The 12,192-nt window shown below is 65.0% G+C and carries 23 protein-coding genes and 1 pseudogene; all 24 read right to left on the reverse strand.

Translation table 11 applies throughout. From position 1 onward, the window contains the following. A pseudogene (locus ACZ4N5_RS38960) lies at window positions 1-104 on the reverse strand (DNA-directed RNA polymerase subunit alpha); the annotation flags it as partial. Between the two features lie 179 nt (window positions 105-283). Next, window positions 284-688 carry a 30S ribosomal protein S11 gene (rpsK, locus tag ACZ4N5_RS38965; protein ID WP_003956432.1) on the reverse strand — a complete coding sequence of 135 codons (405 nt, stop codon included), beginning with the start codon at window positions 686-688 and terminating at the stop codon, window positions 284-286. Window positions 689-757: 69 nt separating this feature from the next. After that, window positions 758-1,138 carry a 30S ribosomal protein S13 gene (rpsM, locus tag ACZ4N5_RS38970; protein ID WP_356468887.1) on the reverse strand — a complete coding sequence of 127 codons (381 nt, stop codon included), beginning with the start codon at window positions 1,136-1,138 and terminating at the stop codon, window positions 758-760. 218 nt (window positions 1,139-1,356) lie between these two features. Next, window positions 1,357-1,470, reverse strand: a complete 114-nt coding sequence (gene rpmJ / locus ACZ4N5_RS38975; protein WP_003998809.1) for a 50S ribosomal protein L36 — start codon at window positions 1,468-1,470, stop codon at window positions 1,357-1,359. A 68-nt stretch (window positions 1,471-1,538) separates the two neighbouring features. Then, window positions 1,539-1,760: a translation initiation factor IF-1 gene (gene infA, locus ACZ4N5_RS38980; protein ID WP_003948620.1), complete on the reverse strand. Its 222-nt coding sequence runs from the start codon at window positions 1,758-1,760 to the stop codon at window positions 1,539-1,541. A gap of 292 nt (window positions 1,761-2,052) precedes the next feature. Beyond that, window positions 2,053-2,892 (reverse strand): type I methionyl aminopeptidase, encoded by an 840-nt coding sequence (gene map, locus ACZ4N5_RS38985; RefSeq protein WP_467761741.1) that lies wholly within the window; start codon window positions 2,890-2,892, stop codon window positions 2,053-2,055. Window positions 2,893-3,116: 224 nt separating this feature from the next. After that, window positions 3,117-3,773, reverse strand: a complete 657-nt coding sequence (locus ACZ4N5_RS38990; RefSeq protein WP_467761742.1) for an adenylate kinase — start codon at window positions 3,771-3,773, stop codon at window positions 3,117-3,119. Continuing rightward, entirely contained in the window at window positions 3,773-5,086 is a 1,314-nt protein-coding gene (gene secY, locus ACZ4N5_RS38995; protein ID WP_467761743.1) for a preprotein translocase subunit SecY, read from the reverse strand. The genes ACZ4N5_RS38990 and secY overlap by 1 nt, the downstream gene beginning before the upstream one ends. 244 nt (window positions 5,087-5,330) lie before the next feature. Then, complete coding sequence (rplO, locus tag ACZ4N5_RS39000) at window positions 5,331-5,786, reverse strand: 50S ribosomal protein L15 (protein WP_189190330.1); 456 nt, start codon at window positions 5,784-5,786, stop codon at window positions 5,331-5,333. Between the two features lie 2 nt (window positions 5,787-5,788). Beyond that, window positions 5,789-5,971: a 50S ribosomal protein L30 gene (rpmD, locus tag ACZ4N5_RS39005; RefSeq protein WP_055553514.1), complete on the reverse strand. Its 183-nt coding sequence runs from the start codon at window positions 5,969-5,971 to the stop codon at window positions 5,789-5,791. Beyond that, on the reverse strand, window positions 5,971-6,576 hold the full coding sequence (gene rpsE / locus ACZ4N5_RS39010; RefSeq protein WP_006376045.1) for a 30S ribosomal protein S5: 606 nt from the start codon (window positions 6,574-6,576) through the stop codon (window positions 5,971-5,973). Before rpsE ends, rpmD begins: the two co-directional genes overlap by 1 nt. Window positions 6,577-6,642: 66 nt before the next feature. After that, window positions 6,643-7,026 carry a 50S ribosomal protein L18 gene (rplR, locus tag ACZ4N5_RS39015; protein WP_060901491.1) on the reverse strand — a complete coding sequence of 128 codons (384 nt, stop codon included), beginning with the start codon at window positions 7,024-7,026 and terminating at the stop codon, window positions 6,643-6,645. A gap of 3 nt (window positions 7,027-7,029) precedes the next feature. Beyond that, window positions 7,030-7,569, reverse strand: coding sequence for a 50S ribosomal protein L6 (gene rplF, locus ACZ4N5_RS39020; RefSeq protein ID WP_467761744.1), 540 nt, complete (start codon window positions 7,567-7,569; stop codon window positions 7,030-7,032). Window positions 7,570-7,593: 24 nt separating this feature from the next. Then, window positions 7,594-7,992: a 30S ribosomal protein S8 gene (gene rpsH / locus ACZ4N5_RS39025; protein WP_190037509.1), complete on the reverse strand. Its 399-nt coding sequence runs from the start codon at window positions 7,990-7,992 to the stop codon at window positions 7,594-7,596. A 210-nt stretch (window positions 7,993-8,202) separates the two neighbouring features. Next, window positions 8,203-8,388, reverse strand: coding sequence for a type Z 30S ribosomal protein S14 (locus tag ACZ4N5_RS39030; RefSeq protein WP_003948630.1), 186 nt, complete (start codon window positions 8,386-8,388; stop codon window positions 8,203-8,205). A gap of 5 nt (window positions 8,389-8,393) precedes the next feature. Beyond that, window positions 8,394-8,951 (reverse strand): 50S ribosomal protein L5, encoded by a 558-nt coding sequence (gene rplE, locus ACZ4N5_RS39035; RefSeq protein WP_037626984.1) that lies wholly within the window; start codon window positions 8,949-8,951, stop codon window positions 8,394-8,396. Continuing rightward, window positions 8,951-9,274, reverse strand: a complete 324-nt coding sequence (gene rplX, locus ACZ4N5_RS39040; protein ID WP_007494760.1) for a 50S ribosomal protein L24 — start codon at window positions 9,272-9,274, stop codon at window positions 8,951-8,953. Before rplX ends, rplE begins: the two co-directional genes overlap by 1 nt. Window positions 9,275-9,276: 2 nt before the next feature. Beyond that, a complete protein-coding gene (gene rplN / locus ACZ4N5_RS39045; RefSeq protein WP_003998823.1) occupies window positions 9,277-9,645 on the reverse strand; it encodes a 50S ribosomal protein L14 in 369 nt (122 codons plus the stop codon). 100 nt (window positions 9,646-9,745) lie between these two features. Next, a complete protein-coding gene (gene rpsQ / locus ACZ4N5_RS39050; protein WP_037626988.1) occupies window positions 9,746-10,030 on the reverse strand; it encodes a 30S ribosomal protein S17 in 285 nt (94 codons plus the stop codon). Continuing rightward, window positions 10,030-10,254 (reverse strand): 50S ribosomal protein L29, encoded by a 225-nt coding sequence (rpmC, locus tag ACZ4N5_RS39055; RefSeq protein ID WP_003998824.1) that lies wholly within the window; start codon window positions 10,252-10,254, stop codon window positions 10,030-10,032. Before rpmC ends, rpsQ begins: the two co-directional genes overlap by 1 nt. Continuing rightward, window positions 10,254-10,673 (reverse strand): 50S ribosomal protein L16, encoded by a 420-nt coding sequence (gene rplP / locus ACZ4N5_RS39060; RefSeq protein WP_099500627.1) that lies wholly within the window; start codon window positions 10,671-10,673, stop codon window positions 10,254-10,256. Before rplP ends, rpmC begins: the two co-directional genes overlap by 1 nt. Window positions 10,674-10,678: 5 nt before the next feature. Beyond that, window positions 10,679-11,512, reverse strand: a complete 834-nt coding sequence (gene rpsC / locus ACZ4N5_RS39065; RefSeq protein ID WP_467761745.1) for a 30S ribosomal protein S3 — start codon at window positions 11,510-11,512, stop codon at window positions 10,679-10,681. After that, on the reverse strand, window positions 11,512-11,859 hold the full coding sequence (gene rplV, locus ACZ4N5_RS39070; RefSeq protein WP_003974262.1) for a 50S ribosomal protein L22: 348 nt from the start codon (window positions 11,857-11,859) through the stop codon (window positions 11,512-11,514). Before rplV ends, rpsC begins: the two co-directional genes overlap by 1 nt. A 42-nt stretch (window positions 11,860-11,901) precedes the next feature. Beyond that, the gene (rpsS, locus tag ACZ4N5_RS39075; protein WP_024755409.1) at window positions 11,902-12,183 is read right to left on the reverse strand and encodes a 30S ribosomal protein S19; all 282 of its coding nucleotides are present in this window, start codon (window positions 12,181-12,183) and stop codon (window positions 11,902-11,904) included. Window positions 12,184-12,192 lie beyond the last annotated feature (9 nt).

Genomic DNA, 12,192 nt, shown 5'->3' on the forward strand with positions numbered 1-12,192 from the left:
CCGAGGGTGTAGCCGAAGCCCGGCTCCAGCGGCTCGATCACGAACCGGGAGCGGAATTCGTCGACGACCTCTTCGGTCAACGAGGGACGCTGAGCGATCAGCATGTGGTGATCAGATCCTTCTTTCGTGGACGCCCGCTATTTGACGCCCGACGGAACCGCGCCTCACAAGAGGCCGGGTACAGCAAGGGTACGGGCGATACGGCCCTTTTACGGAGCCGTACCGCCCGGAAACCTCGAAACCAGCACAGGGCCGTCAGGAACGACGACCGAGCGGCCGTGCGTCAGACGCGGCGGCGCTTCGGCGGACGGCAGCCGTTGTGCGGGGTGGGGGTGACGTCCTGGATGGAGCCGACCTCGAGGCCAGTGGCCTGGAGGGAGCGGATCGCGGTCTCGCGACCGGAGCCCGGGCCCTTCACGAAGACGTCAACCTTGCGCATGCCGTGCTCCTGCGCGCGACGGGCGGCCGACTCGGCGGCCATCTGCGCGGCGAAGGGGGTGGACTTGCGCGAGCCCTTGAAGCCGACGTGGCCGGCGGAGGCCCAGGAGATCACGTTGCCCGAGGGGTCCGTGATCGAGACGATGGTGTTGTTGAACGTGCTCTTGATGTGAGCGTGCCCGTGAGCAACGTTCTTCTTTTCCTTGCGGCGCACCTTCTTGGCAGCGCCCTGACGACCCTTGGGGGGCATCTATTTCTCCTACGGGGAGGTGGTCGGTCCTACAGCGAAGACCGCTGATGAAGCGTTGTCCGCTGAGGACTACTTCTTGCCCGGCTTCTTCTTACCGGCGATGGCGCGACGCGGGCCCTTGCGGGTACGAGCGTTCGTGCTGGTGCGCTGACCGTGGACGGGCAGGCCACGACGGTGGCGCAGACCCTGGTAGCAACCGATCTCGACCTTGCGGCGGATGTCGGCCTGAATCTCGCGACGGAGGTCACCCTCGGTCTTGATGTTGGCGTCCACGTACTCGCGGATCTTGACCAGCTCCTCCTCGGAGAGGTCACGAACGCGCGTGTTGGGGTTCACGCCGGTCTCGGCCAGCGTCAGCTGGGAAAGCGTCCGGCCGATGCCGAACACGTAGGTGAGGGCGACCTCCACACGCTTTTCGCGCGGGATGTCAACACCGGAAACGCGTGCCATTCAATGGCTCCAGTTGTCGTTCGGAGGTCTTCCGCAGAACCGGATCCCGCCCGCCGTCGTCCTCTGATCCAATGGATCGAGCATTCGGTACGAACCGGGTCCCCGGCCTCCGACCGGGGGTGTCAGGCCTGATGAGACTCAGCCCTGGATCCTGCGTATGAACATGTACTGCTTGCGTCGCGCGAAGTATCTGCGGGTGCAGAAGGTGCGGTCGTGCGTCAGCCCTGGCGCTGCTTGTGGCGCGGGTTTTCGCAGATGACCATGACCCGACCGTGACGGCGGATCACCCTGCACTTGTCGCAGATCTTCTTGACGCTCGGCTTGACCTTCATTAGGTGAGGTTCTCCGGGTCAGTGCCACCCCCCGTGTCCCGGGACCGGGACACGGAGCAAGGCAAGATCTACTTGTAGCGGTAGACGATCCGGCCGCGCGTCAGGTCGTACGGAGACAACTCCACCACGACCCGGTCGTCAGGGAGGATGCGGATGTAGTGCATGCGCATCTTGCCGCTGATGTGCGCCAGGACCTGGTGGCCGTTCTGGAGCTCCACCTTGAACATCGCGTTCGGAAGAGACTCAACGACAGTGCCCTCGATCTCGATGGCACCTTGCTTCTTGGCCACGCTTTGCCCTTCGAATCGACTACCTTGATCGACTTCGTGCGAGCGCATGCAGACATGCGGGTGCACGAGAGCCGACGAGTCAGTCTACGTCAGGGCCCCCGGAAAGACGAATTCAGCTCCGCCCTCCTCCGCCACTCATGACGATGCCCCGCCCATCGACGCCGTATGCGCGAGGGGCGGGGCTGACCGATAGCACGGTCGACGGAGAAAGGGAGTGACGGGAAAGGCGCGGAAGATATCGAACGCAAGATCGATATCAAGGGAATCTGCGAACGTCCTTGCGGGCGGTGCTTCAGCCCGCGAGGGGATCGGGCGCCGCCGTGACCCCGTACTCGGCGAGCTTCGCCCTGCCGCAGTCGGGTGCCGTGAGGACCAGCGGCCCTTCCTCCGTCAGCGCCACGGAGTGCTCCCAGTGCGAGGACCAGGTCCCGTCCGTGGTGATCACGGTCCAGTCGTCATCGAGCACGTCGGTCCGCGGTGTGCCGAGCGACACCATCGGCTCGATCGCGAGGCAGAACCCGGGGACCAGCTTCGGCCCCTTCCCCCGCTTCCGCTCGACGTAGTTCAGCAGGTGCGGGTCCATGTGCATCTCGGTGCCGATGCCGTGGCCGCCGTAGTCCTCGATGATCCCGTACTTGCCGCCGCCCGGCTTCGGCTGCCGGCGGATGTAGGTCTCGATGGCCCGCGAGACATCCACCAGGCGGTTGCCCGCCTTCATGGCCGCGATGCCCGCCCACATCGACTCCTCGGTCACCCGGGAGAGCTCGATCAGTTCCGGGGCGTGGCCGGAACCCACGAACGCGGTGTACGCGGCGTCGCCGTGCCAGCCGTCCACGATCGCGCCGGCGTCGATGGAGATGATGTCGCCGTCCTTCAGGACGGTCTTCTCGTCCGGGATGCCGTGGACGACGACCTCGTTGGCCGAGGTGCAGATCGTCGCGGGGAAACCGCCGTACCCGAGGAAGTTCGACTTGGCGCCGTGCTCCTCGAGCACCTTGCGCGCGACCTCGTCCAGGTCCCGGGTCGTCGCACCGGGCACCGCCGCTTCCCGCGTGGCCGCATGGATCGCCGCGACGACCAGCCCCGCCTCACGCATCTTGGCGATCTGCTCGGGGGTCTTGATCTGCACCATGGTGGCTGCGGCCTTTCTGGACCGGAACTACGGACTACTCCAACGATACGGGGGACTCGACCCACCCCGCCCGGGGTCCGGGACCCCAGGCACGCGCACAGGGCCTTCGCCCCGCCCGCCTCGCGCGTCGGCCGCGACACCCGGTGAGGGTGCCGCGGCCGACGCGACGTACTGCTTCACGCACCCCGCGATACCCGCGTACCGCGGAGCGGGCCCCGCACGGACTAGGCGTCCTCGCGGGACAGCGCCTCCATCGCGCGCGCCGTGACCTCTTCCACCTTGCCGAGCGCCAGGATCGTGACGACCAGGCCCTGGGCCTTGTAGTAGTCGATGATCGGCTCGGTCTGCGTGTGGTAGACCTCCAGCCGCGTACGGACGGTGTCCTCGGAGTCGTCGTCGCGCTGGTACAGCTCGCCGCCGCAGACGTCACAGACGCCTTCCTGCTTCGGCATCTTGTACGAGACGTGGAAGACGTGCGACGAGTCGTTCCGGCAGATGCGACGGCCCGCGATACGGCGGACCACCTCGTCCTCGGGGACCTCCAGGTCCAGCACCGCGTCCAGCTTCATGCCCTCGCTGCTCAGCATCTCGTCCAGCGCCTCGGCCTGCGAGACGTTGCGCGGGAAGCCGTCGAGCAGGAAGCCGTGCTCCGCGTCGGGCTGCTCCATGCGGTCCTTGGCCATGGCGATGGTGACCTCGTCCGGTACCAGTTCACCCTTGTCCATGTAGGACTTCGCCAGCTTGCCGAGTTCCGTCTGCCGGGAGATGTTGGCGCGGAACAGGTCGCCCGTTGAGATGTGCGGGATCCCCAGATTCTTGGCGAGGAACGCAGCCTGCGTTCCCTTCCCGGCACCGGGCGGCCCGACGAGGACGATTCGCATCAGCGGAGGAACCCTTCGTAATTGCGCTGCTGAAGCTGACTCTCGATCTGCTTCACCGTCTCGAGACCGACACCCACGATGATCAGGATGCTGGTACCACCGAACGGGAAGTTCTGGTTTGCCCCGAAACCAACCAACGCTACCGTCGGCACGAGAGCGATCAGCCCCAGATACAGCGAACCCGGCCAGGTGATCCGGTTGAGTACGTAACTCAGGTACTCAGCGGTCGGCCGGCCAGCCCGGATGCCCGGGATGAAGCCACCATACTTCTTCATGTTGTCGGCTACTTCCTCGGGGTTGAACGAGATCGCCACGTAGAAGAACGCGAAGAAAACGATCAGAAGGAAGTACAGCGCGATGTAAATCGGGTGGTCACCCTTGGTCAGGTTCTGTGTGACCCACGTTTTCCACCCGGAGTTGCTCTTCGAGAACTGGGCGACCAGGCTCGGAATGTAGAGCAGCGACGAGGCGAAGATGACAGGGATCACACCTGCCTGGTTGACCTTCAGCGGAATGTAGGTCGAGGTGCCACCGTAGGAACGGCGGCCGATCATGCGCTTCGCGTACTGGACCGGAATCCGGCGCTGCGCCTGCTCGACGAAGACCACCAGGCCGACCATGCACAGCCCCACCGCGATGACCGTGCCGAACTCGATCCAGCCACCGGCCAGCTTGCCCTGGACCTTGACGGTCCACAGCGCGCTCGGGAAGGTCGCGGCGATCGAGATGAACATGAGGATCGACATGCCGTTGCCGATGCCGCGGTCGGTGATGAGCTCACCGAGCCACATGACGACACAGGTACCGGCGGTCATCGTGACGACCATCGTGATGGTGGTGAAGATCGACTGGTCCGGCACGATCTGGTTGGCCACGGGGCAGCCCGAGAACAGTGCGCCACTGCGAGCGGTGGCCACCAGGCCCGTGCCCTGCAGGATGGCGAGTGCGACCGTCAGATAACGGGTGTACTGCGTGATCTTCGCCGTACCGGCCGAGCCCTCCTTCTTGAGGGCTTCCAGCCGCGGGATCACCACGGTGAGCAGCTGAAGAATGATGCTCGCTGTGATGTACGGCATGATGCCGAGCGCGAAGATCGTGATCTGCAGCAGCGCGCCGCCACTGAACATGTTAATCAGGCTGAACAGCCCGCGGTTCGTGTCGGCCGTGTCAATGCACGACTGGACATTCTTGTAGTCCACGCCGGGGATCGGGACGTGGGTACCGACCCGGTAGACCACGATGATGCCGAGCGTGAAGAGCAGCTTCTTGCGCAGGTCGGGCGTCCTGAACGCCCGGGCGAACGCGGTGAGCACGGTGCCTCCTGCGACCCCCGCGCTACTGCGTCAGAGGTGACGGTCTTGAGGTTCGACGGATGACTGACAGCTAACCAACAGTCAAAGCCCGTCCGGAGTTCCCTTGAGGCACGCCGGACGAAAATTAACAGTGCAGGCCACCTTACCGGCGACACTGCCCCCCTAGGAACGACCAACCGGGGATGCCCCTTTTGTGGGGCATCCCCGGTCGGGATCGTTCAGGTCATCGAGACGCCTGCTGAAATCAGACGAGCTCGGTGACAGTACCGCCGGCGGCGGTGATCTTCTCCTTGGCGGAGCCGGAGACGGCGTCGACCGTCACCTGCAGCGCCACGGAGATCTCGCCCTGGCCGAGGACCTTGACGAGGCTGTTCTTGCGAACGGCACCCTTGGCGACGAGACCCTCGACGGTGACCTCGCCACCCTCCGGGTACAGCGCGCCCAGCTTGTCGAGGTTCACGACCTGGAACTCGGTCTTGAACGGGTTACGGAAGCCCTTCAGCTTCGGAAGACGCATGTGGAGGGGCATCTGGCCACCCTCGAAGCGCTCCGGAACCTGGTAGCGGGCCTTCGTGCCCTTGGTACCACGACCAGCCGTCTTACCCTTCGACGCCTCACCACGACCAACACGGGTCTTGGCGGTCTTGGCGCCCGGGGCGGGACGGAGGTTGTGGATCTTGAGCGGGTTGTTTTCCGCCATGATCAGTCGACCTCCTCGACCGTCACGAGGTGGCGGACGGTGTGAACCATTCCGCGGAACTCGGGGCGGTCCTCCTTGACGACCTGCGTGTTGATGCCCTTGAGACCAAGGGAACGCAGGGTGTCACGGTGGTTCTGCTTGCTGCCGATGTACGACTTCGTCTGCGTGACCTTGAGGCGAGCCATTACGCACCCGCCCCGGCACGTGCACGAAGGAGAGCTGCGGGGGCGACGTCCTCGAGGGGCAGACCACGGCGAGCCGCGATCTCCTCGGGACGCTGCAGGCCCTTGAGGGCCGCCACGGTCGCGTGCACGATGTTGATCGCGTTGGAAGAACCGAGCGACTTCGACAGGATGTCGTGAACGCCGGCGCACTCCAGGACAGCTCGCACCGGGCCACCGGCGATAACGCCGGTACCGGGGGAAGCAGGCTTGAGCAGGACGACGCCCGCGGCCTTCTCGCCCGTGATCGGGTGCGGGATGGTGCCCTGGATACGGGGGACCTTGAAGAAGTGCTTCTTGGCCTCTTCAACACCCTTGGCGATCGCGGCCGGCACCTCCTTGGCCTTGCCGTAACCGACACCGACGGTGCCGTCACCATCGCCCACCACGACCAGCGCGGTGAAGCTGAAGCGACGACCACCCTTCACAACCTTGGCGACGCGGTTGATCGCGACAACGCGCTCAACGTACGCGGTCTTCTCGGCGGCAGCAGCGCCGCCGTCACGGCCCTTCCGGTCCCGCCGCTCGCCGCCACCGGCACCGCTTCCACGGCGCTGGGGTCCAGCCATTGGATTACCTCTCTCTTTTTCCGCTAGCTACGCAGCGACAATCAAGTCGCTAGCGCGACGGGCGACTCAGAACTTGAGTCCGGCTTCGCGGGCGGCGTCCGCCAGGGCGGCGATGCGCCCGGCGTACTGGTTGCCACCACGGTCGAATACGACAGCCTCGACACCGGCGGCCTTGGCGCGCTCGGCGACCAGGGCGCCGACCGACTTCGCCTGAGCCGACTTGTCGGCCTCGCCACCGCGGATCGTGGTGTCCAGGGTCGACGCCGACGCGAGGGTGTGACCCTTAACGTCGTCGATGACCTGGGCCACGATGTGACGGTTGGAGCGCGTCACGACCAGGCGCGGACGCTCAGCCGTACCCGAGATGTGCTTACGGATCCGGATGTGACGACGCTTGATGGCAGCACGCTTGTAAGCGTCGCCCTTAGCAATCTTGACACCGTATGCCATGGCTTACTTACCCGCCTTTCCGACCTTGCGACGAATGACTTCGCCCTCGTACTTGACGCCCTTGGCCTTGTACGGGTCGGGCTTGCGCAGCTTGCGGATGTTGGCCGCAACCTCGCCGACCTTCTGCTTGTCGATGCCCTCGACCGAGAACCGCGTCGGGTTCTCGACCTTGAAGGTGATGCCTTCGGGGGCCTCGACAGTGATCGAGTGGCTGTAGCCGAGCGAGAACTCCAGGTTGGAGCCCTTCGCCAGGACGCGGTAACCGACACCGCTGATCTCGAGCTTCTTCACGTAACCCGTGGTCACGCCGGTGATCATGTTCGCCACCAGCGTGCGGGACAGGCCGTGGAGGGCCTTGTTCTGACGCTCGTCGTTCGGGCGGGTGACGTTCAGAACGCCGTCCTCACCCTTAGCGATCTCGATCGGCGCCGCAACGGTGTGAGAGAGGGTGCCCTTGGGCCCCTTCACCGCAACCGTACGGCCGTCGATGGTGACGTCCACGCCGGCGGGAACCGTGATGGGGAGCTTGCCAATACGCGACATAGCTGTTTCCTCCGTTCCCTTCCGCTACCAGACGTAGGCGAGAACTTCTCCGCCTACGCCCTTCTTGCCGGCCTGCTTGTCGGTGAGGAGACCGTGCGACGTGGAGATGATCGCCACGCCGAGGCCGCCAAGCACCTTGGGCAGGGAGGTGGACTTCGCGTAAACCCGGAGACCGGGCTTGGAGATCCGCTTGATGCCCGCGATGGAGCGCTCACGGTTCGGGCCGAACTTCAGCTCGAGAACGAGGTTCTTGCCGACCTCGGCGTCCTCGACCTTCCAGCCCGTGATGAAGCCCTCCTGCTGGAGGATCTCCGCGATGTGCGACTTGATCTTGCTGTGCGGCATACCCACGGTGTCGTGGTACGCCGAGTTCGCGTTACGCAGACGCGTAAGCATGTCTGCGATCGGATCAGTCATGGTCATGAATTGGCCTTCGGCCTCTCTCGCCGGGGTTTCCTGTATGCGCCATCCCTCTCCCCACTCATGGGCGGGACGGGTGCGGTGCGGGGACCTACGGCGTAGTAAGTCGTTTGGGCGTCAGGCGCCCAACCCTCCTAGCCTAAGCCATGGAGAGACGGGCGCCTGACAGAGCCCTTTACTTACCGAGAGTCCTGGATCCCTGAATTACAGGGACTACCAGGAGCTCTTGGTCACGCCCGGCAGCTCGCCACGGTGAGCCATCTCACGAAGGCAGACGCGGCACAGGCCGAACTTGCGGTACACGGAGTGCGGACGACCGCAGCGCTGGCAGCGCGTGTAGCCACGCACACCGAACTTGGGCTTACGAGCAGCCTTGGCAATCAGAGCCTTCTTCGCCATCTCGCTTACGCCTCCTTGAAGGGGAAGCCGAGGTGACGAAGAAGGGCGCGGCCCTCAGCGTCGTTGGTCGCCGTGGTCACCACGGTGATGTCCATACCCCGGGTGCGGTCGATCTTGTCCTGGTCGATCTCGTGGAACATGACCTGCTCCGTGAGACCGAAGGTGTAGTTGCCACGGCCGTCGAACTGCTTGGGGGACAGACCACGGAAGTCGCGGATGCGCGGAAGCGCGAGCGACAGGGTGCGGTCCAGGAACTCCCACATGCGGTCGCCACGGAGCGTGACGTGGGCACCGATCGGCTGACCTTCACGCAGCTTGAACTGCGCGATGGACTTGCGGGCCTTGGTGATGGCCGGCTTCTGACCGGTGATCGTGGTCAGGTCACGGACGGCACCGTCCATGAGCTTCGAGTCACGGGCGGCGTCGCCGACACCCATGTTGACCACGATCTTGACGAGGCCCGGCGTCTGCATGACGTTCTCGTAGGAGAACTCTTCCTGCAGCTTCGCCGCGATCTCCTCGCGGTACTTCGTCTTGAGACGCGGAGTGGTGGTGGTAGCCATCAGATGTCCTCACCCGTCCGCTTGGCAACGCGGATCTTGTTGCCCTCGTCGTCGAAGCGGTAACCGACGCGCGTGACAACCTTGTTGCCGTCCTTCTCAACGACCAGCTGGACGTTGGAGACGTGGACGGGCGCCTCGGTCGTGACGATGCCACCGGCCTGCGAACCCTTGGCGGTCGGGCCGGCCTTCGTGTGCTTCTTGACCCGGTTGACACCCTCGACCAGGACGCGCTCGTCGCGCGGGTAAGCGGCAATGACCTTGCCCTGCTTGCCCTTGTCCTTACCGGTGATGACCTGAACCAGGTCGCCCTTCTTGATCTTCATGCTTACAGCACCTCCGGCGCGAGCGAGATGATCTTCATGAACTTCTTCTCGCGCAGCTCACGGCCGACAGGGCCGAAGATACGGGTGCCACGAGGGTCGCCGTCGTTCTTCAGAATGACGGCGGCGTTCTCGTCGAAGCGGATGTACGAGCCGTCCGGACGGCGGCGCTCCTTGACGGTGCGAACGATGACAGCCTTGACGACGTCACCCTTCTTCACGTTGCCGCCGGGGATCGCGTCCTTGACGGTGGCGACGATCACGTCACCGATGCCCGCGTAGCGGCGACCGGAGCCACCGAGCACACGGATGCAAAGGATTTCCTTCGCACCAGTGTTGTCGGCGACACGCAGTCGCGACTCCTGCTGGATCACGTCTATCTCCTGATTGTCTGCCGGTTCCCGGGGCGGGACCGTCTAGGACGGTCCCGCCCCGAGCCTGGCGGAACGAACCTGAGGGATACCCCTCAGGTAATTACTTGGCCTTCTCGAGGATCTCGACGATGCGCCAGCGCTTCGTCGAGGACAGCGGCCGGGTCTCCATCAGGAGGACGCGGTCGCCGACGCCGGCGGCGTTCTGCTCGTCGTGGGCCTTGAGCTTGCTCGTACGGCGGATGACCTTGCCGTACAGCGCGTGCTTCACGCGGTCCTCGACAGCGACGACGACGGTCTTGTCCATCTTGTCGCTGACGACCAGACCCTCACGGGTCTTGCGGAATCCGCGGTCGGTCTTCTGCTCAGTCACGTTGCTCTCGCTCATCAGGCGCTCTCCACCGTCTCGATGCCCAGCTCGCGCTCACGCATCAGGGTGTAGATCCGCGCGATGTCCTTGCGGACGGCCTTGAGCCGCCCGTGGTTCTCGAGCTGACCGGTCGCCGCCTGGAAGCGGAGGTTGAACAGCTCTTCCTTGGCTTCGCGGAGCTTCGCGAGAAGCTCCTCGTCACCCAGTTCGCGCAGCTCGGACGCCTTGGTACCGGCCGACATCACGCTTCACCTGCCTCGCGCTTGACGATCCGGCACTTCATCGGCAGCTTGTGGGCTGCGCGAGTGAGGGCCTCACGGGCGATCTTCTCGTTGGGGTAGGACAGTTCGAACATGACCCGGCCCGGGTGCACGTTCGCGACCCACCACTCGGGGGAACCCTTACCGGAACCCATGCGGGTCTCGGCGGGCTTCTTCGTGAGCGGGCGGTCCGGGTAGATGTTGATCCAGACCTTGCCGCCACGCTTGATGTGGCGGGTCATCGCGATACGTGCGGCCTCGATCTGACGGTTCGTCACGTACGCCGGCGTGAGGGCCTGAATGCCGTACTCGCCGAACGAAACCTGCGTACCGCCCTTGGCCTGACCACGGCGCTTCGGGTGGTGCTGCTTGCGGTGCTTGACCCTACGGGGGATCAGCATGTCGGTCAGGCCTCCGTTCCGGTGCTCTCAGCCGGAGCGGCAGCCGGAGCCTCGGCCTTGGGGGCCTCGGCAGCGGGAGCCTGCTGCGGCTTGCGGCCGCGGCCGCCACGCTCGCCACCACGACCACCACGGCCGGCCGGGCGGTCGTTGCCGCCGCCACGGGCCGGGCGGTTGCCGGCACGGGCAGCGGCGTTCTCGGCGCGGACCTCGGCGATGTTCTTGACGTCGCCCTTGTAGATCCAGACCTTCACACCGATACGGCCGAAGGTCGTCTTGGCCTCGAAGAAGCCGTAGTCGACGTTCGCGCGGAGCGTGTGCAGGGGCACACGGCCCTCGCGGTAGAACTCCGAGCGGGACATCTCGGCGCCGCCGAGACGGCCACCACACTGGATCTTGATGCCCTTGGCGCCGGCCTTCATCGTGCCCTGCATGCTCTTACGCATGGCGCGACGGAAGGAGACGCGGGAGGACAGCTGCTCGGCAACGGCCTGGGCAACCAGCTGAGCGTCGGTCTCGGGGCTCTTGACCTCGAGGATGTTCAGCTGGACCTGCTTGCCCGTGAGCTTCTCGAGGTCACCGCGGATGCGGTCGGCCTCGGCGCCACGGCGGCCGATGACGATGCCCGGACGCGCGGTGTGGATGTCCACCCGCACGCGGTCACGGGTGCGCTCGATCTCAACCTTCGAGATGCCGGCGCGCTCCATGCCGGACGTCATCATCCGACGGATGGCGACGTCTTCCTTGACGTAGTCCTTGTACAGCTTGTCGGCGTACCAGCGGGACTTGAAGTCCGTGGTGATGCCGAGCCGGAACCCATGCGGGTTAACCTTCTGGCCCATTACCGGGTTCCTTCCTTGCTGCTGACGACCACGGTGATGTGGCTGGTCCGCTTGCGGATCCGGTAGGCACGGCCCTGGGCGCGCGGCCTGAACCGCTTCAGGGTCGGACCCTCGTCGACGTACGCCTCGGAGATGAAGAGGCTGTCGGCGTCGGTGTGGTCGTAGTTGTGCGCGGCGTTGGCAATGGCGCTGTCAAGCACCTTGCCGACCGGCACGCTCGCGGCCTGCGGGGCGAAACGCAGGACCGCCTGAGCCTCCGTGGCATCCATGCCACGGATAAGGTCCACCACTCGGCGGGCCTTCATGGGCGTAACGCGGATGTACCGCGCCTGGGCCCTGGCTTCCATGGTTGTCCTTCCAGTGTCTGTCATGGTCGATTCCACCCCGCGTTAGCGGCGCTTCGACTTCCGGTCGTCCTTGACGTGACCCCGGAAGGTGCGCGTCGGCGAGAACTCGCCGAGCTTGTGGCCGACCATCGACTCGGTGACAAACACCGGGATGTGGGTCTTGCCGTTGTGCACCGCGATCGTGTGGCCGAGCATGGCCGGGATGATCATCGAGCGACGGGACCAGGTCTTGATGACGTTCTTGGTACCGGCTTCGTTCTGTACGTCCACCTTCTTTACAAGGTGTCCGTCGACGAAGGGTCCCTTCTTGAGACTGCGCGGCATCTAAACCCG

Source organism: Streptomyces sp. NPDC026500 (assembly GCF_055567635.1).